Below are 23,870 nucleotides of genomic sequence, written 5' to 3'. Positions count from 1 at the left end.
GCCCTAAGCAATTAAATATACATTAAGGAGTACTCTTTAAACTATGTGAGAAGTTTGTTCACTTTTTATTACTTTAAGGATTCTTTATGGTTAGGTTAAGGTAAAATTAAGGTTTGTTTTATATAGTGAGTGAAGAGGTTAAGATTGCTTGCTACCTATAGATTATAGACAGGATGATTAATGATGAAAAAAATTAAAAAGTTTGGTTTGATATCGGTATCTGCTTTAATGTTGTCAACTATTGCCACACCTGCTAATTCGGCACAAATAGCAAATAAAGAAATTGAATTCGCAATAAATGCTGATTCTGGACTTTCGAATGTAGAGCTTGATCCAGAGGTTGCTCTAGAATTAAGTAAGGTAGATTACTATGCATTATTTGGTACTGTTAGCAGTAATTTAGGTATAAATCCACCACCACAACCTGGTGAGATTACTACATACGGATTAAAAGGTATGGCTGCTAAAACGGCAGCTAAACAAATGATAAGGAAGCTAAAAAATGTTGGATCTCGAGCTTGGGATGAACAAATTAAAGAGTATGTTGATAAACTGCCTTTGACTGCTAATGCAAAAAAGAGTTTAAAATATTATTTAAGTTACCAAGTCTTAATGGAAGCCTTAGATATTTTAGTAGACTTCACGGGCACTGCCGAAGCTGGGTTATCTAATGCCTTAAAAAAAGTAGGGGTACCTAGTTATTTAGCAGATGTTACCTCAAGAGCAATAATATTTTTCCTACTTTAAAATTGAAAGGAAGTAAAACATGTATTTATTTTTTTTAATTGTGCTGGTTATTACTGGGGTTACATCAGCAGTAGACATCCTGTTAGGGTTAAAAGACTTAAACGAAGAAATAAAGCTACTAGTCAACTTATCAAATATATTATTCTTTCTCTCTTTGTTGTTTTTTGTTTTTAAAAGTGGGAAGAGACAATAGAAAACAGAGAGGCGAAAACCTTTCCGCCTCTTATTTCAATTCCCCATAGTCCATTCCTCCCATTTTCCACCCCGAAGCAGGAATCTCCCCACCAATGTCGAACCGTCATACTTATGCATATACAGTTTCTGTAAAAACTTGAAGATAGGAGGCGAACCATGAAAGTTTTAGACGTATCCTCCCTGCACGATGGAATCAAGGAAATGAGCTGGCAACTGTCGGAACTCGAGAAGCAATTAAATCATGTAAAGAGCGGAATTCGGTCGTTTGTTTCTTCAAAAGATTCTTTCCGCGGCAAAGGGGCCAGTGCAATCAGGCGGTTCTATGAATATGCACACCTCCCATTCCTTCAATTTTTTCAAACGTTCCTGGCAAACTTTCAATCTAAGCTTCAACAACTGCAATATGAATTGGACGGCCTCGAGGACAACTCGCGCGGATTTATTGACGAGAGTTTCCTGGCTAGTGAGTTGAAGGACGGCTTGAACCAAATTAACCGAATGGTGACCGACCTGACAGGAGAGACAAATGCCCAGCTTAGCCGTATCAGTGACATCGTCTACCTACCAAGGCTACAGGATCACCAGTTCCACGAAGGCATCCAACAAGCCAAGCAATCAGCAAATCAAACCGTGGACAAACTGCGTCAGTTCGATCACCAACAAACCCAGTCGTTCACAGCGATAACCGAGGACCTATCTCTCCTACAGAATTACATAGAAGAAATGAGCCAGCAGTTCGCTTCTGGTAAGATAAAGTTGACCAGCTTCTCACCGGTCATGCTTCAGGATCTAGAGGCTTACGGAAAACTGCAGACAAAGCTGTATAACCAAACTGTCATGCAGCGATGGAACAGCGAACATTTTCCAGAGCTTGGCGTGTTTTTTCCGATAGGGTATGCGGCATCGTTTGATCAATGGGCAAATCCGAGTTGTGCACGACCGGAGCCGAAGAAGAAAACCACCGGGGAAGCATTCTGGGACTTCACCAATGGCTTTGGAGCAGGAATCATCAGCGCTGCTTCCGACACCTGGGATGGCATTAAACGCTTAGCGACAGAGCCGGACCAAGTGCTAAAAGAAACAATAGAATTCTTAGACGCAGTAGTATCTGACCCGGGCCTGGTGCTAGAAATCGGCCACGAGCTCTACAACTCCTTCAACGAATCTGTCATCCACGGCGATGCGACTAGCCGAGGCGAATGGCTAGGTTATGCGACAACCATCATCGGAACTTCCGTTGTGGGTGATAAAGGGCTTTCCAAAGTAGGTGGTATTGCTGGGAAGCTAGGTACCAAGGTGGAGACAGACCTTGATATTAAGCTGAAGAATCAGCGGGAGAAAGTGACGAGTTCTGTGAAGGGTTCATCTGTGGCTGGGTTGGAGCGGGTGCGTGAGTTGATGGGGCACATAATGCCTGCTCATCATTTGCAACCAGGGTTTGCTGGAGTGCCGCACAATGTGATGGATAGTATGGTAATACGTGATAGAGTGGAAGCGCAGAATCACTTAACCTTATCCAAAGTTGAAAAAAATGCTGATAATATAAATATAAGACATACACCAGGTGTTGCTACAACTAACAAAGTTTCCAATGCAAAAGTTATAATGAGGGGTACAGATGGGAATGCAGGTGTGGTACCTAAAGAAGTTGCTGATAGATTAAAAGGAAAAAGTTTTAAAAATTTTGATGCGTTTAGAAGTGAATTTTGGAAAACAGTTTCAACTTCTTCATACGCAGGTGAATTTAGTAGTGCCAATATTAAGAGAATGGAAAAGGGCTTTGCGCCAATTGCCTCGAAATCCCAACATTATGGGAAGCAGAAAAGCTATGTTTTACATCATCTTACTCCGATTAATCATGGGGGAGGAGTATATGATATAGACAATTTATTAATTGTTTCACCCCGCCTCCATCAAGATATACTAAGTAAGAGTTATCATTTTGGGAATAAATAGATAAGAATGGAGTGGAACTTAATTGAAATTAACTAAAGAAGAATTAGTTAGTATCGTAGAGAAAATTTTAAATGCTGATGGATCAGAAGAAGAATTAGACAATTTGATAGATAAGGTAGAAGCAAGTGTGCCTCATCCCAATGTAAGTGACCTGATATTTTGGAATGAGGAGGAATTAAGTGCAGAAGAGATTGTTAACAGAGCACTTAATTATAAACCTAACATTTACTTATAGGTGGGGATTGGAATTGGGAAGCATACGGAATAAAAATGGAGAATCGTGAATGCCCGATTATCGCATGGAACAGAGTAGGAGGCTACACAACAAAAAATTTCTATGAGTTCTTCTCACAAGGTTATTGGACGCAAAAGAGGGTGAATTTAGCTAAAAGAAATTGATAGGTATAATTCCTTTGATGAGTAATTAGAGGACAGCTTTCAAGAAGCGATTGGTAACTGGTAGAGTGTTTAAGGCTTGAGGATTAAAATCTTCAAGCCATTTGCTTTATTATTTGGGAAAAACCAAAATAAAAGGCGGATCTAGTAAAATTACCCCACAAACTATTTCAAAATTTGAAAAAAAGCAAAAGATTTGGTGTGATTAATAGTACAAAAGTTTATTATTTTCTCAATACAAAAAAGGAAGAATATTCAATATAATTAAGTTAAGAAAGGTGATAAACATGGAATTAGTTACAAGTGATTTAGTGGTAACCCCACAAGGAACACCTGTACATATTGATCCAGGTACCGGAGGAGGTTCTGGTGGTGGCAGAACCAACCCCATAAAATAACTAGAAAAAAGGAGAATAAGTCATTGTTCTTCTTTTTAAAATAATTTACACAAATTTATTTGTTAGGAGTTAAGCGATGAAAAAAGCGCTTGGAGTCGTCCTGTTGCTCGGTCTAATATTAATTGTAAGTTATTATTCTTTCGCTAATAAAGCATCCTCCACTGAAGAAATCTCGTATCCGGAAGAAACATGGGAGGTTGCAAATGAGGAAGAAGTGGTTTTCCCACCCGAGAGGGAAAATGGGCTGTATCATGCGCTTGAAAAACGCCCTGAAATCCACACCATGCTTGTCATAAAAGAAGGAAAGGTCGTAGTAGATTATGGGCATGGATTAAATTCAAATGACACTATTTATTCGGTCAATTCGGTAACAAAAAGTGTTATTTCTATCCTTATGGGGATGGCCATACATAACGGACATATTGAAAGTGCTAATCAGCCTATTGAAGATTTTATACCTGAAATTAGTAATATGGAAAATTATGAAACACTAAAAACACTCACCATAAAAGATTTATTGACGATGAGATCGGGGCTTCGATGGAATAAAGATTTTGAAATTGCTAGGTTTGGACAAAAAGACATAATTGATTATGTCCTAAATAAACCATTCGTGCAAGAACCTGACACATTATTCACTTATAACTCGGGGACGACGGACATAATAGCCATTATTTTAGAAAGGGCAACTGGTCAAACATTGCTGGACTTTGCAGAGGAAAATCTATTTAGTCGATTAAAAATAAGTAATTACCAGTGGGAAATGCACGGAGAACACTATGAAGGTGGTAGAGGTCTCCATATTCCCCCATATGATTTGGCTAAAATAGGTTATCTTATGCAACACGATGGCATTTGGAAGGAAGAAAGAGTATTGCCAGAAGGTTGGGTGGAGGAAAGTACCGAAATCTATTCTGATGGCAGGTATTTATACACAGACGGCTACGGATACCAGTGGTGGATAGGAAAATATGAAGGAGGCAAGGAATATTTCTTTGGAGCAGGAGATAAAGGGCAAACCATATTCATCGTTCCAGAAGAAGATTTAATCGTCGTTTTCACAGCACGAATTCTGGACAATGACTATAGCATTTACTATGCATTACTGAGAAACTACTTGATTGATTATATAGAACTGGAGGGTTGAGGGGACAGGCACGACGCCCCGTTTATACTTTAATGCGAAAAAGTAAGGTCTGAGGAGAATTTCCTCAGACCTTTTTCAGTATGTTTTTGTTGTAAAATAATTTTCAAACAAACGTTTGATTAATTTCGTTCTTGATGTTGGTAAATATGGAGTGACAGTGCATCGGGGAATATCGACTATTTACGCATAGTATGGTGAATAGTTTTTTGGGAAGAAGAAAAGGGTTGCAGGACTCTGTGTCCCTGCAACCCATCACATCAATCTTCCACCTGTTGCACCTTTGGTTTCTCTTTGGAAAGAATCCACCCAAACACCCCAATTAGCACAAGTACAGTCCAGAATGTAATTTTCCAAGGAGCCCCTTTAGCAAATCCTTCTGAAAGGATTGCCAGTTCAGGGTGGGAAAGTGCGTACACTCCAAGTTTTACCCCTACCCAGCCGACGACGAAGAATGCAGCAGATTCTAGTCCAGGGCGTTTTTCAAGCAACGTAACAAAGTAACCAGCTGCAAAGCGCATGATGACCAATCCGATGATTCCGCCTGCTAAGATGACGGCGAAATGTCCACCGTCCAAACCACCGATTGTTGGAAGGTTTGTTGTCGGAAGCATGACTGCAAGTGCAACTGCAGCAAGGATTGCATCAACAGCAAAGGCGATATCAGCCAGCTCTACTTTTATAACAGTCATCCAAAAGCCGGAGCCTTTCTTTTCCTCCGCATGCTTTAGGAGCTTAGGCTTTAATACATGCTTTTTCAAAAGATGATATACAGCGATCCCCAGCAAATATAACGCCCCTACAGCCTGAACCTGCCATATGTGTACAAGGTAGGAGATAAGGAACAAGGATCCGAATCGGAACACAAATGCCCCTGCTAATCCGTAAAATAAAGCCTTTTTTCGTTGATTTTCCGGTAAATGCCTTACCATTGTTGCAATAACAAGCGCATTATCCGCCGCAAGAATTCCTTCCAGTCCAATCAGAATGAGCAACACCCAACCATATTCAAGCAATAATCCAATATCCAACTATAATCTTCCTCCGCTCCATTAATCTATTATTTTTGTCCATCATGTAAAACAAGGTTCATTTAAATGGCTGGTGATGACGGTAATGCCAATGATCTTGGCGGGTTGTGAAGGTCCAAGGTTAAAATCGATACTGCATACAATTTCAATGTGACAATAAAGGTTAACCAGACTAATAGATTTTTTTCAAAAAGGTATTTCAATTAAGTTCGCTTTTCTCCTTTTTAAATGAGTTTTTTATCTTGATTGTTTTTGCTATCGATCGTGTAGTTTAGATCGCGAATCCCTCCTAAGAAAATACAAAAAAACCTTTACCAACTAAATGGTAAAGGTTTGAATATACACAAATATATCCCTTTACCATAATGGCAAAGGTCTCGCAAACAACATTAACGTTGCCAGTTAAGCCGGTGATATTGCTACCACGTATTGTCGACATAACTGTCAGCTACTCCCCTTTGGAGTATATAGGCTCAAATCGAGCGTAGCACTAACTCATGTGCTATTAAGATTATAATATTATGTTCTGAATTATTTTGCAAGAGAAATATTTTTAAGGGTGGGCGTGGCTGTTCCCTCAGTTCAAAAAATAGTTGACACACTATATCATTAAACGATATATTATATTTAATGATATATCATTAAATGATACAAAGGGGTGAAATGATGGCGAGAAATGATGCATTGGAGACAGGGGAGCTGACTGATACTTCCTTTTATATCTTGCTTTCCTTAGTAGAGGCGCGGCATGGTTATTTGATCATGAAGAACATTGAAGAGCTGACAAACAACGAATTTTCCATTGGTCCGGCATCTATGTACACGACAATAAAGAAGCTTTTGGCTGCAGGGATGATTGAGCAATTGGCGGAGGAAGCGGACAAACGCAAAACCTATATTGCTACGAAACAAGGCTTGGATTTATTGAAAAAAGACATCCAAAGGCGAGAAATGATGATTCGTCACGCAAAGCAAATTTTAAATGGGGAAGTGAAGGAGTAATGACACAAACGAAATATGTAGCAAGTGGTGGGTTGGCATTTGATGAAGAAAAAGACATGAAAAAGCTGGCAGGTCTTGCTCGAAAAGGCTGGGTCTTTGAGAAGTTTTCATTTCTGGGATATAAGTTGAGAAAGACTTCCCCTGTGGAATTGCAGTATGCATTGGATTATCGAAAGGAAGCAGACGAAGATTACTTTGCATACTTCGAAGAGGCTGGATGGAAGCATGAAGGAACATCAGGCGGATACATTCATCTGTTCAGTGCGCCAAAGGACATTGCGCCAATCTATACTGATCAATCTTCCATTCTAGAAAAGTATCAAATCGAGAAAAAATCGATGGGGAAGGCGGCCCTCTTGATGCTGTTTGTGAATATTGCCCTTGCAGCCGTGTTCTATCTATTCACCTCAGCATCCTTCTATCAAACCTATGAAACACCAATCAAAGTGACCTTTACGATTATAGAAATACTAGCTCTAATCGGCCTAATATTTACTGGCCTGCCTTATTTGGGGTATGTGTATCGGGTGAGAAAGTGGAAGAGATAGGGGATTGGGGGCTGACGGGACAGGCACGCCGACCCGTCAATGGGTCGAGGTGCCTGTCTCTAAAAACTACCCTCGAACCACCGATCCAACACCAACGCCAGCCACTTCCCGTCAGCGCGGACCCGCACATTCTCAATCAAGCCTTTTCGAACTGCAAGCGGCAGTGAAGGTTCCATAATGTCTTCCCGCAGCATCTGCAACGATTCGCGAACCACCGAATCTTCCATATCCCCGGCAAACCGATCCATCAAAGCAAGCACGTCCTCCTTAGAATCAGAATCCCCGATTTTATCAGCATTCTTCAAATAAAACTCCAGGTCTTCCGTAATAAAAGGAATGTTAGAATGCTTCGCCAAACTGTCCGTTTTTTCCACAAGCGACTGACATAGTAAATCCATGTCCAACTCCACCTCGTAAAAAAGAAACAGCTCCGAATAAATTCGAAGAAATCCCTTTATACAGTAGACAAGGTCAAATTTGGTTGCCTGAACCTTGTCCCCATAGATACTCTCCACCATGTCCAAAATGTTCTTCGACGTCTGAATATCATAGGTCCGAGATTTTATCAGTAATTCCTGGTTCAAAGAGTGGGGCATTTCTTTTATGAGAACTTTTGCGAAATCGGCGTGCTTTGCGAAAAAATGAAACATCAATTTATAGAATTTGAAAAGTAGATTGGCATCATTTTTACTGGAATTGACTAACTGGTCAGTTTCCGCTGTGACCTCCATAAAAAAGTGGTCAAGCATCTCCATGATCAATTCGTCTTTTGATTTAAAAGACAGGTAGAAAGACCCTTTGGATATGCCGCATTGCTCTGTTATTTGTTGAATGGAAGTGGCTTCAAAGCCCTGTTTTGCAAAAAGTTCTGTGGCTTTCTCCATGATTTGCTGTTTTTTAGACATGTGTTTTCTCCTATCTAATTCGTTGACATATGACCGGATAGTCATTAGTATATGAAATGGAGTATATAAAGTCAATAAAAGGGTAGGTGCAACCGTGAGAGGGTTAGTCAATTTTGTAATTAGAAATAAGCTGGCAGTATGGTTACTGACTATTATTATTACCGTAGCAGGGATCTATTCCGGTACAAAGATGAAAACGGAAACGATTCCAGATATCTCAATCCCATTTTTGATGGTGATGGATGTTTATCCTGGAGCTACACCAGAAACTGTGATGGAGGATGTCTCTATTCCGCTTGAACAGGTGGCGGAAGGATTAGACAATGTAAAAGCGGTTTATTCCAACTCGTATTCCAACATGGCAAACTTACAGATTGAATATGAATATGGAACAGATATGGATGAGGCGAAGCGAGCGTTAGCTTCAGCATTGGATGATGTGGAACTTCCTGAGGGTGCCCAAGAACCAATGGTAAACTCGATCAGCATGAACATGATGCCTGTTGTTGCCTTAAGTGCAAGCAGTGAAACAGAGGATATCGTGGAACTTTCGGCAACTGTAGAAGAGTCCTTGCTTCCGAAAATCCAAAAGCTTGAAGGCGTTGCGTCCGCGACCATTGCGGGACAGCATATAGAAGAAGTCGAGCTTCGGTATGACACAGAGAGCATGACAGAATTTGGGTTAACAGAAGACGACGTCAAACAGATGATCCAAGCAAGCAACATGGATGTTTCCTTGGGACTTTACGAATTTGAAGAGGGAGAGGAAGCAGTTTCTGTTGACGGCAAATTCATGACCGCAGCGGAACTGGAGGAAATGCTAATTCCTGTCACTCCGTCCGACACGGTTCAAGTTCCTTTTGTAAAATTAAGTGATATAGCTGAAATCGAAGTAATTGGGAAAGTGGAATCTGTCTCCAGAACGAACGGAGCAGACGCTATCGCAATCCAAGTATTAAAGCATCCACAAGCAAACACAGTGGATGTTGTGAACGATGTTAAGTCGTTAATGGAAGAAGAAGAAAAACGTATTGACGGTTTAGTGGTCGATGTAACGCTCGATCAAGGGGAACCGATCGAGAAATCCGTTACAACGATGGTAGAAAAAGCCTTGTTTGGTGGCGCAATTGCGATTTTGATTATCCTCTTATTCTTAAGAGATATTAAATCCACCTTGATTTCCATCGTGTCCATTCCGGTGTCGATTTTCATGGCATTTTTACTTTTAAATTGGATGGATATCACGTTAAATATCATGACACTTGGAGCGGTGACGGTCGCAATCGGTCGTGTTATCGATGACTCCATCGTTGTTGTGGAAAATATATACCGCAGATTGCATCTGAAGGAAGAAAAATTAACTGGACGCGAACTAGTTCGGGAAGCAACGCTTGAAATGTTCAAGCCTATCCTTTCTTCGACGCTTGTAACGGTTGCGGTTTTCGCACCGCTTATCTTCGTCGGCGGAATGGTTGGAGAGCTATTTATGCCGTTCGCCCTGACAATGACCTTCGCGCTTGGAGCGTCACTGATTGTGGCGGTAACCATCGTTCCAGCGATGTCGCACTTCCTTTTCAGAAAAAAGCTTTATAGCGAAAAGACAGAAAGCGGTCATAAGGAAGTAGGCAAGCTTGCAAACTGGTACAAAGGTGCCTTGAACTGGTCCTTGAATCATAAAATCATTACGTCTATTATTGCGGTTGTTTTATTGGTAGGAAGTCTTGGACTGACACCGCTTATCGGATTCAGCTTTTTAGGAAGCGAAGAAGAAAAAGTAATGTACTTAACGTACACACCTGAGGCAGGGGAACTTAAAGATGAGACCCTCGCGAATGTGGAAGAAGTCGAAAAAGCCATGATGGAACGTGACGATATTAATATTGTCCAGCTGTCTGTAACAGACGGAGCCAATGAGCAGATGGCCATGATGGGCGGCGGCTCTGACGGTGTGTTGATGTACCTTATTTTTGACAAAGACATGGAAAACTTCCCTGAAGCAAGAACGGAAGTGGAAGACTATGTGTTCAACATCGGTCAATCCGGTGAGTGGAAGAGCCAAAACTTCGCAACTGGAGGAGCGATGGCATCTAACGAGATCAGTTATACGTTCTCAAGTGAAAACCTTGATAACTTAAATGAAGCCGTGAAAAAGGTAGAAGACGCGATGAGCGGAACAGATTCACTCGAAAATGTTTCGTCCACTGCTGAAGAAGCCTATGTCGAGCATACGTTAAAAGTAAGTCAAGATGAGCTGCTTCAATACGGTCTGACAGCAGGTCAAATCGTGATGATGCTCAGCCCGCAATTTGAAGAAGTACTGACGAATGTCGAAAAAGACGGCAAAACCCTTGATGTGATTGTAAAACAAGAACAACAAGAGCAGCCAAAATCGATTGATGAATTATTAGAAACAGAAGTTCCGACAGCTATGGGTACGACGATGCCACTTTCAGAGCTTGTGGAAGTGGAAGAAGGCACGACGCTGAATACCCTTGCTCGATCAAAAGGCGAATACTACGCGTCTGTCAGCGGAACGGTCATTGGCGATGACGTTTCCAAAGCTACGGCAGAAGTGGATGACGCCATCAGTGACGTGGAACTTCCAAACGGCGTCACAATGGAAGTTGCCGGCGTGACAGCAGACATGCAAGAAACATTCACACAGCTAGGCCTTGCGATGCTTGCAGCGATTGCGATCGTTTATTTCATCCTGGTTGTAACATTTGGTGAAGGAGTTGCACCATTTGCGATCCTATTCTCCTTACCATTTGCTGTAATCGGTGCATTTGTCGGATTATTGTTGGCTGGGGAGACGATTTCGGTTCCTGTTATGATGGGTCTACTCATGCTAATAGGTATCGTCGTAACGAACGCCATCGTACTAGTCGACCGGATCATCCACATGGAACGCGACGGATTGACGATGCGCGAAGCCATCCTAGAAGCAGGCGCAACCCGTTTACGCCCAATTCTAATGACAGCTATCGCAACCATCGGAGCACTGATCCCACTAGCAATCGACGGTGGCGGAGGCCTGATCTCTAAAGGACTCGGAATTACCGTTATCGGTGGACTGACAAGTTCTACACTGTTGACACTGATCATTGTGCCGATAGTGTATGAGGTGTTATCGAAGATATTTAAGAAGAATCGTAGAGAAGTGCAGGAGAATTAGATAGAGGAAAGAGGCGTCCGGGGGTGGGCGCCTCTTTTTTATATGGATGGAAGGGACAGGTACGGTGCCCCACTTAAATATTGTTGACTGTCTATTTTTATTTCGTCCTCTGTTCTTTTAACATATTGGTACTTTCCGTTACTTCCCTGTTCTCGTGCTTTACAATTATCTTTTAGCATGAGGTTCAGGGATTCATGAATTCGTTTTTTTAGATGGACTCTTAAGATGGGAAATAAAATCTCCACGCGATTTTCCATATTGCGGGTCATCAAATCAGCGGATGATAGGAAAAATTTATCTTCGCCATTGTGGTGAAAACAATAGATTCTTGTGTGTTCTAAAAATCTACCTACTATGCTCCGTACAGTTATACTTTCGCTTACTCCTTTTATGCCTGGTCGTAAGCAGCAAATTCCCCTTACTATTAAGTCAATCTTGACCCCTGCAATGGATGCCTCATATAGCTTTTTGATGATGGATTTGTCGGTCAATGAATTCATCTTTAATATAATCCGTCCATTACCCGACTGCTTGTGAAAACGAATCTCATCATTAATAAGTCGAATAAAGCTATCTCTAATCCCAAATGGTGATACGGAAAAGTGATGGTAAGTCGGTTTTCCCATGTACCCACTTAGATAATTGAAAAAGTTAGTCGCATCAATGCCAATTTTCTTATCAACCGTCAAAAGCCCCATGTCAGTATAGATCTTGGCTGTTGCATCATTATAGTTCCCGGTCCCTAAATGTACATATCTTTGGATTCGCATTTCTTCACGTCGTACCACCAGGGTGATTTTACTATGTGTCTTTAAATGAGTCATACCGTAAATAACATGACAACCTTCTCTTTCAAGCTCTTTTGCCCACTGAACATTGTTTTCTTCATCAAAACGAGCTTTCAATTCCACAAGTACTGTAACTTGTTTTCCATTTGCCGCAGCACGCTTTAGGCTTCCAATAACGGGAGAATCTCCGCTTACTCTATAAAGGGTTTGTTTAATGGCTAATACATCTTTGTCATCTGCTGCGCGTGAAATAAAGTCAATGATTGGTTCAAAGGAATCATAAGGATGATGCAAAAGTACATCTTTTCTACGAATTCTTTCAAAAATGTCTCCTTCCCCTTCCAAATCAACAGGAAAGTGAGGAACATGGTTTGTTGTCCCAATGTGTTCATGAGTTTTTTGGATTGTTTTACAGAATGAAAATAAAAATGTTAAATCTAGTGGAGCCCTAACTTTATAAACGTCTTTATTATGGATTTCTAGTTCTGACTTCAAATATGCAATCACATCTTCATCACTTCGTTGATGTTGTACTTCTAACCGGACAGCTGCACCCCTTTTTCGTTTTTTTAACTCTTCTTCAATCTCAAACAACAGATCATCTGCTTCGTCCTCATGGAAATTCAAATCTGCATTGCGTGTAATCCGAAAAGGAGTGACAGATTTTACACGGTATCCTACTAGAAGTTTACTGATGAAAGAGGATATTATTTCTTCTAATAGAACGAAAACCCGTTGATTTCCTTCTTGCGGTAATTCGATAAAGCGATCAATGACAGATGGAACCTGAACAATTACTAAATGACCTTCAAATGGGAAAAGCCTCTTTTTATCTTTAACATTTTCATCAATTACCACTGCTAGATTAAGGGATTTATTTAATAACATAGGGAAAGGACGGTAGGCATCCACCGCCATAGGAGTTAGTACAGGGAAAACTTGTTCATCGAAGAAATTCTCTAAAAAGGATAATAGTTTAGGAGAAAGCTCTTCTAAAGACACAAACTTTACATCTTCTTTTAGTAAATAGGGGGTTAATTGTTCTAGAAAAACAAGGTCCTGCTCTTGTACAAGTTCATGAGTGACTTTAGAAACGGCTTGTAATTGTTCTTTTGGAGTTAAACCTGCCTTATTTTCTGGTTTATTATAACCCGCCTTCACTTGATCAAGTAAACCAGCCACACGCACCATAAAGAACTCGTCCAAATTAGAACTGAAAATAGACAGAAATTTAAACCGTTCCAATAATGCATTTCGATCATCCATTGCTTCTTGTAACACCCGATAGTTAAAGTCAAGCCAACTTAACTCTCTATTATTGTAAAAGGATGGATTGTCTAATTGAATAGTTTCTGAGTTATCAGTGGATGTTTGCACGTAATCTGCATCTCCTTCTCTCTCCAGCTACCAATTAAACTATCATATCAATGTTAAAGTTGTATGAAATTCATGTAAAATTTTCTAATATATTCTATTAGTTCTGTATAATAGTGAAATCCCTACCCAATAAGGACGGTGTAAAACAGAAGTGAAAGAAAAAATTGTAGCACTAATTGACTTAGGCTCTAACTCAATTAGGTTAGCCATCTATAAAATACATCCTGATGGAAATTATGAAGAAATAAAAAAAGATAAAGTTGCGGCACGGCTCATGAATCATTTAACTACGAATGCACATTTAAACAGTGAGGGTGTTGACATTATTATCAACACACTGAAACAATTTCAACAGGTAATAGATTCTTTAAGAGTTTCAGAAGTCATTGGGTTTGCAACAGCTGTGATTCGAAAAGCAGTCAATCAAGAAGAAATCTTATCGATCATTAAAATGAGTACAGGTTACTCTTTTAGTGTCCTGAGTGAGTACGAGGAAGCGTATTACGGATTTCTGGGAGTGATTGATTCCATTGCAATAAAGGAAGGGATGACAATTGATATAGGTGGGGGAAGCACGGAAGTCACCTTGTTTCACAATCGAGAAATGGTGCAATATCATAGCTTCTCCTTTGGTGCTGTATCATTAAACAATGAATTTACCTCGACAAAACAAGTATCTAGTAAACAGTTAAAGAAGCTTCGCGCATTTCTCTTTTCTAATTTCCAATCGATATCTTGGATTACAGATGCTAAGCATCCAGTGATCGGAATTGGAGGAACCGCTCGTAACTTAGGGAAAATGTATCAAGCCAAATACAGCTCCTTGGAGCAAGAGATGAAAGTGGAAGAAATTAACTCTATCGCCAGAGAGCTCGCCCTACTATCACATAATGAGCGAACCAAAGTAGCAGGACTCTCAAAAAAAAGAAAAGACATCATCCTTCCAGGTATCGAAACAATCGCTGCCCTAATTCAAATAACCCAAGCTCCATATTTCCACTTCAGCAAAAGATCTTTAAGAGATGGCATTTTGTTGGGGAGGTATCGAATGGGTGATGAGGGGACAGGCAAGTCGACCCGTAGTTACCTTTAATTTCGTTTGAGCTTAAATAAACAGCCTTTTCACCTATAAAAGTGAGTAGGCTGTTTTGTAAGCATTCCTTTTTCAACGAAGCCTTCTGAATGCTTCTCTATCTAAGGCCTTTTACTCTTTGCTTTCCGCTTTATTTCTTCCAACTTAACTTCTTTAACCACCTCCGTCTCTTTATAAAAACTAATCGTCACATTGACCCCGAACTCTTTATCCGCACCTTTTAACCACAATCTAAACTTTTCCGTTGTTAATATCGGTCCTTCCTGTCTGCCCAGATGGGAATAGTCCACAATCTCCGCTTTTGGATAGGCTTCCTTCGTTCGCTTCATTGCGAGCTGTCCCCACTTTGCGTAACTCGGGACTTGTTGAGTTGAAAGTTGTGTGGCCTCAGCTGTTTGAATAGGTTGATTCCCTATTAATAGGGCTGAGATACATGCCACACATGAAAGAATGGTAATTTTTTTCATCGATAATCCCTCCAGTTAGCACTTATCGTGTCCAAACGGGAGGGATTTTAGTTTATGTAAGGAGAATTATAAGGTGGGGCACGGTGCATGACCCTCTGATGCCACTATTTTAAAATAGAAAAATTAAAACAAACGTTTGAATAAATTTATTTTTCTTTGCTTCTGACGTAGGATGGGGGAGAAGGGACAAATATCGACTATTTTGGCATGGTATATTGAAATAATGGTGAGTTTGCAGAGGAGTTGCAATGATTTGTTGGTTCGGATTTCCAGGCGAGATGAGCAGAACTGAATTATACAATAAACGATTCGAATTATTCAATAAAAGACTCAAAGTATACAATAAAACCGCCCAATTATTCAATAAAACGATTCAAATTGACGACAATCCATATATTTACAACAAAATTCCCGACTTCTATTGAATGTTCCGTCCTATCTGGGTCAGCGCGCCTGGACCTAACTGAATCACGTTGCCTGTCCCCAAGACACCACAGGCTCCATCACCGTTATCGTATTATTCGTAGCATTCATATTCACCCTAGCTCCAACGGGAATGGCTGCCTTATACCTGCCATGACCGGTGGCGAGGTTGGTGATCAATGGTTTCCCAGTTGGAACGAGAACCGAATTTATTAAATCAGCATAGGACGTGTTATATGCCACTGGGCAATTGGTGCATTCCCCCATTATGATGCCGAGGCAATCGTTGAATTTGCCTGCCATCGACAATTGGGTGAAGTAGCGAAGTATCATATTGGCTGGTGTATGCGTGTCCTCTAGGAAAAGAATTTTATCTTTTGTATCGATTTCATATGGCGTGCCAAGTGTGTTAACAATGGAAGTAATATTTCCTCCAACAATCGGCCCGGTCACGTTTCCAGGGTTTATTCCCATTCGCACAACTTCCGGAGGATTTATAATAGCACGCGGAGAGGTAAACGTAGAGGTAGCTGCAAAAAATTGACTGAAATTATAAGCGGGAGTTTCCGGCCGGAAATCAATAAGCATCAGACTGTGAAAAGTAATGAGATCACTAAACTGATTCAGACTGTTCAACAGGACGGTGATATCACTGTAACCAGAAACTAACTTAGGATTTTCTCTGATGAAATCATAATCAAGATAGGGAAGAATCCCTTGTACACCTGTTCCGCCGCGAGTCGCTAGGATCATCTTTACATTCGGATTCTTGAACATATCCATGAGGTCCTCAGCCCTTTTGTCAGCAGGAGCGGAGACAATCCCGTCAATGGAATACACGTACTTTCCAAAAACAACGTTAAACCCCATGTTCCTCAAATATTGCACCCTCGTATTTATCGTCGTCGCATCAAGGGGACTCCCCAAAGTAACTAAACCAATCGTATCTCCCCTTTGAAGCGCAAGTGGTTTAATAGCCATATACCTCGCTCCTCAAAAATCGTTTTATTTCTATATATATGAATGTGCTTCTTTTTTGAGAAGAGAAAGGGAAAAGGGCTGAAAAGTAAAAAACTTACTGGCTGCTAGTTAATTAACTTAAAGTAACAAATTTCTTTATTAGTATAGTTTCACTTTCTACGAGCATATTAGGAACGACCCCCTCAACATACTAATATTTGTAAGGTGATTGCTATATGAAAAAGAAAAAGCCCATTCATTCTACTCTCGAGAATAATATCAAAGTTCTCCAAAATTGTTTTAATCAAACAACTTCTCTTTCCATTCGAAAGTTACAAGTTGGTACTGAACATACATTATATATGGCGCTTGTGTATTTAGATGAAATGGTGAATACGGATAAAATTGAGACCCAGATAATTGAACCTCTTATAGAAATTGAGGGGAAAATAGAGTGGGAAAATTTTTGCATGGAAAATATTGCTCAAAAAGTCATTAAAATAGCAGGCATCAGTGTCGCCAGCACATTAGAAGAATTAGCAGATGGTATTCTAGATGGACATACCATCTTATTAACAGATGGCTATGCTAGTGGTATTATTGCCAAAACACCTCAGATGAAAGAAAGAAGCTTGGAACAAGTAGTGAGTGAACGCTCTCCGAAGGGGACTATGGTAGGTTTAACAGAAAAACTTGATACTAATATTGGCTTACTGCGTGGGATGATAAAGACTTCTAATTTATGTACAGACACGAAGAATATCGGGAGCCTTTCCAAAACTGCGATATCGATCCTTTATATTCAAGGTGTCGTGGACCAAGACGTATTAAAGGAAGTTAGAAGGCGCATAGATAAGCTGGAAGTTAATTATGTATTAGAGGCAAGATTGATTGAAGAAGCTATGGAGGACTCTTCCAAGGATTTTCTGTTTAATATGTCTGAAACCACAGAACGTCCTGATGTGGTTGTCTCCTCTTTATATGATAGCAAAGTAGTGGTGTTAGTAGACGGGAACCCATATGGAATTATCTTACCAGGCTTGTTTGTATCTGCCCTTCAAGCACCGGATGAATACAATCAGAAGTTGGGGCGTTTTAGTATTCGTTTAATAAGGTTGATTAGCTTTATTTTGACGATATACATTCCATGTGCTTATGTGGTCGTTGCAAAATTTTTTTCGGATCAAATACCCAAGAATATCGCTGAAACTCTATTTAAGGGGGATGAGCTCCTATCCCCATTTTGGAGTATGATTGTGTTATTTTTTTACTAACCGTATTAGCTGATGCTATCTTTCGAATCCCTCAGTGTGCGATTATTTTTGTTTCTTTGTTAGCTACTATAGCAATTGGAGAAACCGCAGTATCTGCGAAAATAATACACCCTTTTAGCCTTATACTAGTGGCTATTACATACTTAACCAGCCTTTTACTTGCCTCTAAACAGATGGCAGCCCCTACAAATACACTGCGTTTTGCATTTTTATGGATTGGAAATTTCATTGGAATTACTGGAATAGTTATTGGGACGACCATCTTAATTTTATATATGGTCTTCCTTCGCTCCGTTGGCGTACCATACTTGACACCAATTATCCCTTTTCGTATAGAGGAATTCAAAGATACTTTTTTTAGAGGCAGGTTAGAAAAAATAAACAACGGTAAGCATGGTTTTCCTAATGCTGATGGTAAGTAGTAGTGAGAAGGTTAGCGCCATTTTTTTAGTTGGATAGCCGGATACCTATATCATCCATCACTAAAAGTTACTCATGTTGCAAACGCTAGTGATAAGCCAACAGCTTTTAGGAGGATTAATGATGGACGTATCCATTTTATTAGAATACACATGGGTTTTGCTGTTGCTTATAGCACTTGAAGGGCTTTTAGCAGCAGATAATGCACTAGTATTAGCAATCATGGTAAAGCACTTACCGGAAAAAGAGCGCAAAAAAGCATTGTTCTACGGACTAGCAGGTGCGTTTGTTTTTCGATTTGGTTCTTTGTTTGCTATTTCATTTTTGGTGGATGTTTGGCAAGTACAGGCAATCGGTGCCATTTATCTCCTTTTCATTTCACTGAACCATATCCTTCGAAAATATGTCTTTAAGAAACAAAAGGTAAGAAAAGAAAAGGAAAAGAAGGCTGGTTTCTGGGGGACGGTCATTAAGGTGGAGTTAGCAGACATCGCTTTTGCTGTAGACTCGATTCTAGCCGCCGTTGCACTAGCTGTAACACTTCCGGATACCCCGCTTCCTGCCATTGGTGGGTTGGACGGCGGAAAATTTCTGGTGATATTTGCAGGAGGATTGATTGGACTAATCATCATGCGTTTTGCAGCTAACTTATTCGTTGCCTTACTGAAGTCTAGACCAGGTCTTGAAATTGCAGCATTCCTCATTGTCGGTTGGGTTGGGGTAAAGCTGCTCGTGTATACTTTAGCGCATCCTCAATTAGGCATCTTACCTGAAACGTTCCCAAAATCCACAGAGTGGAAAGTAACGTTCTACGTTGTCTTGCTTCTGATTGCAGCAGGAGGCTGGTTTTTCTCAAAGAGACAGGAAGAAGAAGTAATAAATTGATCAGAAGAAAACAGTTCAAAACTTTGGGCTGTTTTTTTATTCCTGTAATTTTCCTCGAGTGCTTGTTTTTGTTAAATTAATTGTAATGGAACTTAGCTGATTTAAGAAAGGACAGGTGTACAGCCTATGCAGCCACCAATCTATATCCGTTCCATCTGGGACAAATTTTCGACTTTTCCGATGGAAACTTTGACAAAATTGTGGGTGTATCATGCTCAAGTAAACAAGCCAAAACAGCGTTCTGTATCACAGATGAAGGAGGATAGAGAGCGGTTTGGTGTCACCGGGAACTGCTATCTTGCCATTTGGCTTTTGGATGCATTTGAAAAAGAAGGATATTAAAGAGCGGTGCCGAATAGTTAGGGAGAAGAAATGCCGATATGAGGGGGAAAGGTTTGGACAAACCACCTCTTATATGCCGTTCTTCATGTAGCGTTATGCCAAAATTGATGGAGGACCGTTATATGACAACCAAAATGATCTCAAAAGTGGAAGGAAACGTACTTGTTTTAGAGCGTGAATTCAATGCCCCTAAAGACGTATTATTTAAAGCTTTTTCAGAAGCAGAGCATCTAAGGCAATGGTGGGGACCACGTGGCTGGGAGCTGACAGTTTGCGATCTGGACTTTAGAGAAGGTGGCGTTTGGCATTATTGCATGAAATGTGTGGATGAGAGCCAAGGCGACTTTTTTGGCTTTGAATCTTGGGGAAAAGCAGTTTACAAAAAAATTGTTCCAAATGAAAAAATCGAATACATCGATTATTTTTCAGATGCAGAAGGCAATGAGTCTTCGGAAATGCCTGCAACATTATCCACATTGTCGTTTGAGGAGCATGACGGCAAGACAAAGCTTGTAAATCGCGCAGAGTATGAATCTCCAGAAGCTTTGAAAACGGTGTTGGAAATGGGAATGGAGCATGGCATTAAAGAAACTTGGGATCGTTTGGAAGAGCATGTTTCGTCTCGTTAAGAGAATATATTTTGGAAGAACCACTGAGAATGAAGGGATACCTAGGTATCCCTTCAAGTATTTAGCGAACCGAATAAATGTTCCCGTACTCTAATGATTCTCCTTCCTTAAAGGACGGAAACCATATATATGAAGGAAGGAGTAAGTATTCAAGTAGTGAGGAGAATTATCCAAAAAGGTCGCTGAACTACACCAAAAACCTCTGAAGTATACAAAAAGGTTCGATTTCCGCTTAAAAAATCCCCTCAACTATCTAATCAAAAGCTCCCTTGTACAAAATGATTCTCAATATGGCTTCCTTTTTCATTCTTGCTTCCCGCTTTCTCTGCAACAAATGCAGAATGTTTTTTCAAAAATACTCATCACCAGTGTTGGTAGTCGTTTATATGGATTAGAATTTGGAATTGGCCCTGGATAAATAAAGATTCGCTTTATTCATCTACAGCCTTTAGAACAAAAACCATTTACTCTTTGGGTAAACATGGAAAGTGAGTGGGCGGTGTTTACAGTGGAACCGGTGTACAATCAGGAAATCCCGACAATTTCAGAAGAAGAAATGTACCAATATATTATCGAACTGAGGAGAAAAAAAGTGGTCAATGTGTCCTTAGGGGAAAGGGAGCCACACCTTCTTATTCATTTTGAAGACGAAAAAACCTTGTACGTTAACGGACATCATGATCATTACGAGTGCTGGCAAGCTGGAGATGATGATGGAGAAGGATGGTTAGTGGTTGCCATGCCAGGGGATGATATTGCCTTTTGGGAACCGGAAGATTAGAAGAATGACAGCAAATGCAGTAAAATATTTATAATGGACTACCACTTACTTTAATTATGATATATATGAGGCTTAACTTATATTGAGGAGGGTTTCACTATGAAAACCGAACAACAATTTTTCCAAGAAGGAAAATCCATTCAAACATACATGAATGAAATGAGTACATTAAAAGAAGAAAGCTTTACTGTTTACGATAACTTCCGATTGCCCGATGATGGATTGGTAGAAAAGTTGGAAACTCAGTCTCTGCACTTCCTAACCATTACAGAAGACTGGTGCGGCGACGCCATGATGATCAATCCAGTGATTCGTAAGCTGGCTGAGGCTGCAGATATTGAATTCCGTGTTGCTTTAAGAGATGCTGATACGACCCTGATTGACCGCCATCTAACAAATGGAGGACGAGCAATACCGATGATTTTGATCTTGAACGAACAAGGAGAGCTTCTAGGGAAATGGGGACCGCGTGCACCTGAAGTACAACAAATCGTGGATGAACTCCGCGGTGCGTTGCCACCAAAGGAAGATCCTACTTTTGCAGAAAAGCAGAAGGAAATCATTGCTACTTTAAGGGAGAGATATATGAGCGAGGAAATCCTTTGGACCTACGTATATGATAGTTTTAAGAATACATTAACGAACATAATGGAAAAGAAATAGTAGATTTAGGTAGCCCGAGGTTAAACAAGTTAACCGCGTGCTACTTTTTTTGTACATCTTTGTCCCTACAACCCAGAATTCTTTTTCTTTTCCTGAAATTTTCTCGTCTTCCATTACGTTATACTGAGTAGGTAAGGGGGATGAGCTTGTGGAACAACAAGATGATCTTTATTTTGTGGAGCAGGTGCTTGCCGGGAATAAGCAGGCGTTTGCATTTATTATAAATCGATATAAGAATAGGATTTTTGCGATAGTGCTTCGGATGGTAAAAAATCCGGAGGACGCGAAGGATCTTGTACAGGAGTGCTTTATCAAAGTGTATGGGCAGCTTGATAAATATGACCGAAAGGGGACCTTTGCAAGCTGGCTGTACCGGGTTTCGGTCAATCATTGCATGGATACTTTTCGCAAAAAGAAAGTAGAAACGGTGGAGTACTCGGATGAAACTGGTGGCGGGAGTCTAACCCCGGAAGTCGTTTATCTTCAAAAAGAAAAATACAGGCAGTTGGAAAACCTATTGGCCACATTAAAAAAAGAGGATCGCCTCATTGTCCTTCTGAAATATACGAACGACTTGAGTTATGAGGAAATTGGAGAAGTGCTGGACATACCCGTACACACAGTTGCCAACAGAATTCACCGGGCAAAAAATCGCTTGAGGGAAAAGTTGAAACGCGAGGAAGGTGGCTATTTTCATGAAATGTTTCGAATTTAATCAGCTGGCTGCTTATGTGGATGATGATGTGCTGTCTCAGGAGGAAAAGAAGCATGTGGAAAAACACTTGGAGTTTTGCCCATCGTGTCGCGAAGTGGTGACCGCACTCCAGAAAGAGGATGCTTTTTTACAAGCAGCCATTCAATCACCTGTGCTGCCCTCTGAATTTGACGACGAAGTGTTAAGCAAACTTGAACCTTATCAGCCAAAAAAGAAAAAATGGAACTGGCCCTATCAATTGCTGACTGCGGCAAGTATTGTCCTCGCATTTGGTTTAGGTGCATCCTTTTTAAGTGACATGGAGAAAAGCGATACAGGAAATTCGGAGACTCCTGTAGTACAAGAAGAAAAGGAAGAGCTGTATTCAGTAGAGGATGAAGGAGTACTGCTGGAAGTGACGGATGTAAGAGCAAGTCCACTGAAAATAGAAGTTTTTTATAGATTAAAACCCGAGGAAGCGGTGTTAGAAGATTTTTTAAAGAAACTTAATGTCAATCATTTAAGTCAGGTAGGGGATGACTATGAGAGCTTGCCGCCGAGCGGGAAGATAGTGGATTTAAATGGACAGGAGTTGCCTCAAAGTGAAGTTTCTTTAGGTAGCAATGGTTGGACGCAAAACTCAGTCGTGATCAAGCCTGCTAAAAATGATGAACTTCCTCTTCCTGATACGTTTCGAGCTCAGATTGAATTCAAAGATTTATTCATGCAAGAAGGAGAGTGGAAGCTAGAAATTCCAATTGATGTTACAGAGGCAAAGAAACTTACTAAAAGCAACTCATATAATATTGATTTTATGTATGATGATTTTAATGCAGGTCCAATAGAGTGGGAGCTTTCCACCAATGCGCACAAATTGCAATTTTATGCGGAGTATACAAAGGACAAAAGGGATCAGCTTAAAGAAATAATGAAAGCGCGAGATAATGAAGAGTTAACACCAATGATTATGCCTGAGCTTAGCATTTTGAATAGTGCAGGTGAGGAATTATTGATTGATGGTGTAAATCTTGAATCCCATATGGGAGAGTCTTTTATTTTTGATTATGACTTTGCAAACCGAGTAAAAGGTATGGATGTTACAGAAAGTTTGCCTCGTAGTGAAGCGCTGACTTTAAGATTAGAAGGTTTTAGATTAGAAGAACCAGAAAATACTCAGTTTGCTTTGACTGAAGGTATGGAGAAAACAGATAAGAATGGATGGACCATTGAATCTGTTACAGTCGAAGAGAATACAACAAATTCCAAGGTGGTGTCCATAATCGGTAAAACAACAATTAGTAAACTGGAAAGCTTCATAGTGGAAGTTAGTAGCGACAAGGAATGGGTTGCCAAAGAAGATATAAATACAACGGTCACCAATGATGGTACCTTCATCATCCATACAAACATGCCTAATAGCATAACTAACTATCAACTAGATATCACAAGCGTTACAAAATGGTATGAAAATGAGAGGGAGATTATGTTGTGGTGACATGTTTGCTCTGAAATAGAAGATGCTAAAGGAAATAATGTCGATAAACTGTGTTGAAAATACGAAAATTAAAGATATTTCT

21 protein-coding genes and 1 pseudogene are annotated in these 23,870 nt (G+C 40.2%); 17 read left to right on the top strand and 5 right to left on the bottom strand.

Annotated features, from left to right (window positions below; translation table 11 throughout):
* Positions 1-180: 180 nt before the first annotated feature.
* From B4U37_RS19975 to B4U37_RS19960, 5 genes are all read left to right on the top strand, one after another.
* On the top strand, positions 181-747 hold the full coding sequence (locus B4U37_RS19975) for a hypothetical protein (protein ID WP_157663859.1): 567 nt from the start codon (positions 181-183) through the stop codon (positions 745-747).
* Between the two features lie 19 nt (positions 748-766).
* On the top strand, positions 767-940 hold the full coding sequence (locus B4U37_RS22120) for a hypothetical protein (RefSeq protein ID WP_157663858.1): 174 nt from the start codon (positions 767-769) through the stop codon (positions 938-940).
* Between the two features lie 158 nt (positions 941-1,098).
* Positions 1,099-2,898 carry a ribonuclease YeeF family protein gene (locus tag B4U37_RS19970; RefSeq protein ID WP_088019660.1) on the top strand — a complete coding sequence of 600 codons (1,800 nt, stop codon included), beginning with the start codon at positions 1,099-1,101 and terminating at the stop codon, positions 2,896-2,898.
* A gap of 22 nt (positions 2,899-2,920) precedes the next feature.
* Positions 2,921-3,133: a bacteriocin immunity protein gene (locus tag B4U37_RS19965; RefSeq protein ID WP_010200143.1), complete on the top strand. Its 213-nt coding sequence runs from the start codon at positions 2,921-2,923 to the stop codon at positions 3,131-3,133.
* Positions 3,134-3,768: 635 nt separating this feature from the next.
* Positions 3,769-4,839, top strand: a complete 1,071-nt coding sequence (locus B4U37_RS19960; RefSeq protein WP_088019659.1) for a serine hydrolase domain-containing protein — start codon at positions 3,769-3,771, stop codon at positions 4,837-4,839.
* A gap of 257 nt (positions 4,840-5,096) precedes the next feature.
* Here B4U37_RS19960 and B4U37_RS19955 read toward each other — a convergent pair whose 3' ends face one another.
* The gene (locus B4U37_RS19955) at positions 5,097-5,867 is read right to left on the bottom strand and encodes a TerC family protein (protein ID WP_088019658.1); all 771 of its coding nucleotides are present in this window, start codon (positions 5,865-5,867) and stop codon (positions 5,097-5,099) included.
* Between the two features lie 666 nt (positions 5,868-6,533).
* Between B4U37_RS19955 and B4U37_RS19950 the strand changes: the two genes are divergently transcribed.
* Together B4U37_RS19950 and B4U37_RS19945 are read left to right on the top strand one after the other, a co-directional pair.
* On the top strand, positions 6,534-6,869 hold the full coding sequence (locus B4U37_RS19950; RefSeq protein WP_010200135.1) for a PadR family transcriptional regulator: 336 nt from the start codon (positions 6,534-6,536) through the stop codon (positions 6,867-6,869).
* Positions 6,869-7,417: a DUF2812 domain-containing protein gene (locus B4U37_RS19945; protein WP_088019657.1), complete on the top strand. Its 549-nt coding sequence runs from the start codon at positions 6,869-6,871 to the stop codon at positions 7,415-7,417. Before B4U37_RS19950 ends, B4U37_RS19945 begins: the two co-directional genes overlap by 1 nt.
* Positions 7,418-7,476: 59 nt before the next feature.
* Here the strand turns inward: B4U37_RS19945 and B4U37_RS19940 are convergent, their stop codons facing one another.
* A complete protein-coding gene (locus B4U37_RS19940) occupies positions 7,477-8,322 on the bottom strand; it encodes a TetR/AcrR family transcriptional regulator (protein ID WP_088019656.1) in 846 nt (281 codons plus the stop codon).
* Between the two features lie 94 nt (positions 8,323-8,416).
* Between B4U37_RS19940 and B4U37_RS19935 the strand changes: the two genes are divergently transcribed.
* Entirely contained in the window at positions 8,417-11,497 is a 3,081-nt protein-coding gene (locus B4U37_RS19935) for an efflux RND transporter permease subunit (protein ID WP_088019655.1), read from the top strand.
* A gap of 38 nt (positions 11,498-11,535) precedes the next feature.
* Here B4U37_RS19935 and B4U37_RS19930 read toward each other — a convergent pair whose 3' ends face one another.
* Positions 11,536-13,662: an RNA degradosome polyphosphate kinase gene (locus tag B4U37_RS19930; protein WP_088019654.1), complete on the bottom strand. Its 2,127-nt coding sequence runs from the start codon at positions 13,660-13,662 to the stop codon at positions 11,536-11,538.
* 151 nt (positions 13,663-13,813) lie between these two features.
* On the opposite strand from B4U37_RS19930, the gene B4U37_RS19925 reads away from it, so the two are divergent.
* On the top strand, positions 13,814-14,755 hold the full coding sequence (locus B4U37_RS19925; protein ID WP_088019653.1) for a Ppx/GppA phosphatase family protein: 942 nt from the start codon (positions 13,814-13,816) through the stop codon (positions 14,753-14,755).
* A 101-nt stretch (positions 14,756-14,856) separates the two neighbouring features.
* On the opposite strand, the gene B4U37_RS19920 is transcribed toward B4U37_RS19925, so the two are convergent.
* Together B4U37_RS19920 and B4U37_RS19915 are read right to left on the bottom strand one after the other, a co-directional pair.
* Positions 14,857-15,222, bottom strand: coding sequence for a DUF3889 domain-containing protein (locus tag B4U37_RS19920; RefSeq protein ID WP_088019652.1), 366 nt, complete (start codon positions 15,220-15,222; stop codon positions 14,857-14,859).
* A gap of 468 nt (positions 15,223-15,690) precedes the next feature.
* The gene (locus tag B4U37_RS19915; RefSeq protein WP_088019651.1) at positions 15,691-16,626 is read right to left on the bottom strand and encodes a S66 peptidase family protein; all 936 of its coding nucleotides are present in this window, start codon (positions 16,624-16,626) and stop codon (positions 15,691-15,693) included.
* 215 nt (positions 16,627-16,841) lie between these two features.
* Between B4U37_RS19915 and B4U37_RS19910 the strand changes: the two are divergent.
* The 8 genes and pseudogenes from B4U37_RS19910 (at position 16,842) to B4U37_RS19870 (ending at position 23,788) form a co-directional block, all read left to right on the top strand.
* Positions 16,842-18,301: pseudogene (locus B4U37_RS19910) on the top strand (spore germination protein).
* A gap of 121 nt (positions 18,302-18,422) precedes the next feature.
* Positions 18,423-19,184 (top strand): TerC family protein, encoded by a 762-nt coding sequence (locus tag B4U37_RS19900; RefSeq protein ID WP_010200110.1) that lies wholly within the window; start codon positions 18,423-18,425, stop codon positions 19,182-19,184.
* Positions 19,185-19,310: 126 nt separating this feature from the next.
* The gene (locus B4U37_RS19895; protein ID WP_088019648.1) at positions 19,311-19,526 is read left to right on the top strand and encodes a hypothetical protein; all 216 of its coding nucleotides are present in this window, start codon (positions 19,311-19,313) and stop codon (positions 19,524-19,526) included.
* A gap of 122 nt (positions 19,527-19,648) precedes the next feature.
* Positions 19,649-20,155, top strand: coding sequence for an SRPBCC domain-containing protein (locus tag B4U37_RS19890; protein ID WP_088019647.1), 507 nt, complete (start codon positions 19,649-19,651; stop codon positions 20,153-20,155).
* Between the two features lie 499 nt (positions 20,156-20,654).
* On the top strand, positions 20,655-20,936 hold the full coding sequence (locus B4U37_RS19885) for a hypothetical protein (protein WP_088019646.1): 282 nt from the start codon (positions 20,655-20,657) through the stop codon (positions 20,934-20,936).
* A 99-nt stretch (positions 20,937-21,035) separates the two neighbouring features.
* Positions 21,036-21,599 carry a thioredoxin family protein gene (locus B4U37_RS19880; RefSeq protein WP_088019645.1) on the top strand — a complete coding sequence of 188 codons (564 nt, stop codon included), beginning with the start codon at positions 21,036-21,038 and terminating at the stop codon, positions 21,597-21,599.
* Positions 21,600-21,747: 148 nt separating this feature from the next.
* Positions 21,748-22,314, top strand: a complete 567-nt coding sequence (locus tag B4U37_RS19875) for an RNA polymerase sigma factor (protein WP_088019644.1) — start codon at positions 21,748-21,750, stop codon at positions 22,312-22,314.
* Positions 22,295-23,788 (top strand): anti-sigma factor, encoded by a 1,494-nt coding sequence (locus B4U37_RS19870; RefSeq protein WP_088019643.1) that lies wholly within the window; start codon positions 22,295-22,297, stop codon positions 23,786-23,788. The genes B4U37_RS19875 and B4U37_RS19870 overlap by 20 nt, the downstream gene beginning before the upstream one ends.
* The last annotated feature ends 82 nt before the right edge of the window (positions 23,789-23,870 follow it).

Origin of the sequence: Sutcliffiella horikoshii, from assembly GCF_002157855.1 — a bacterium.
Taxonomy (GTDB): Bacteria; Bacillota; Bacilli; order Bacillales; family Bacillaceae_I; genus Sutcliffiella_A; species Sutcliffiella_A horikoshii_C.
The sequence above is the reverse complement of the archived record's forward strand: the minus strand, read 5'-3'. Positions and strand labels throughout refer to the sequence as shown.

Coding starts and splice junctions, on each gene's coding strand:
- B4U37_RS19975 (WP_157663859.1), top strand. CDS start 181: ATGATGAAAAAAATTAAAAAGTTTGGTTTGATATCGGTATCTGCTTTA.
- B4U37_RS22120 (WP_157663858.1), top strand. CDS start 767: ATGTATTTATTTTTTTTAATTGTGCTGGTTATTACTGGGGTTACATCA.
- B4U37_RS19970 (WP_088019660.1), top strand. CDS start 1,099: ATGAAAGTTTTAGACGTATCCTCCCTGCACGATGGAATCAAGGAAATG.
- B4U37_RS19960 (WP_088019659.1), top strand. CDS start 3,769: ATGAAAAAAGCGCTTGGAGTCGTCCTGTTGCTCGGTCTAATATTAATT.
- B4U37_RS19950 (WP_010200135.1), top strand. CDS start 6,534: ATGGCGAGAAATGATGCATTGGAGACAGGGGAGCTGACTGATACTTCC.
- B4U37_RS19945 (WP_088019657.1), top strand. CDS start 6,869: ATGACACAAACGAAATATGTAGCAAGTGGTGGGTTGGCATTTGATGAA.
- B4U37_RS19940 (WP_088019656.1), bottom strand. CDS start 8,322: ATGTCTAAAAAACAGCAAATCATGGAGAAAGCCACAGAACTTTTTGCA.
- B4U37_RS19920 (WP_088019652.1), bottom strand. CDS start 15,222: ATGAAAAAAATTACCATTCTTTCATGTGTGGCATGTATCTCAGCCCTA.
- B4U37_RS19915 (WP_088019651.1), bottom strand. CDS start 16,626: ATGGCTATTAAACCACTTGCGCTTCAAAGGGGAGATACGATTGGTTTA.
- B4U37_RS19900 (WP_010200110.1), top strand. CDS start 18,423: ATGGACGTATCCATTTTATTAGAATACACATGGGTTTTGCTGTTGCTT.
- B4U37_RS19895 (WP_088019648.1), top strand. CDS start 19,311: ATGCAGCCACCAATCTATATCCGTTCCATCTGGGACAAATTTTCGACT.
- B4U37_RS19890 (WP_088019647.1), top strand. CDS start 19,649: ATGACAACCAAAATGATCTCAAAAGTGGAAGGAAACGTACTTGTTTTA.
- B4U37_RS19880 (WP_088019645.1), top strand. CDS start 21,036: ATGAAAACCGAACAACAATTTTTCCAAGAAGGAAAATCCATTCAAACA.
- B4U37_RS19870 (WP_088019643.1), top strand. CDS start 22,295: ATGAAATGTTTCGAATTTAATCAGCTGGCTGCTTATGTGGATGATGAT.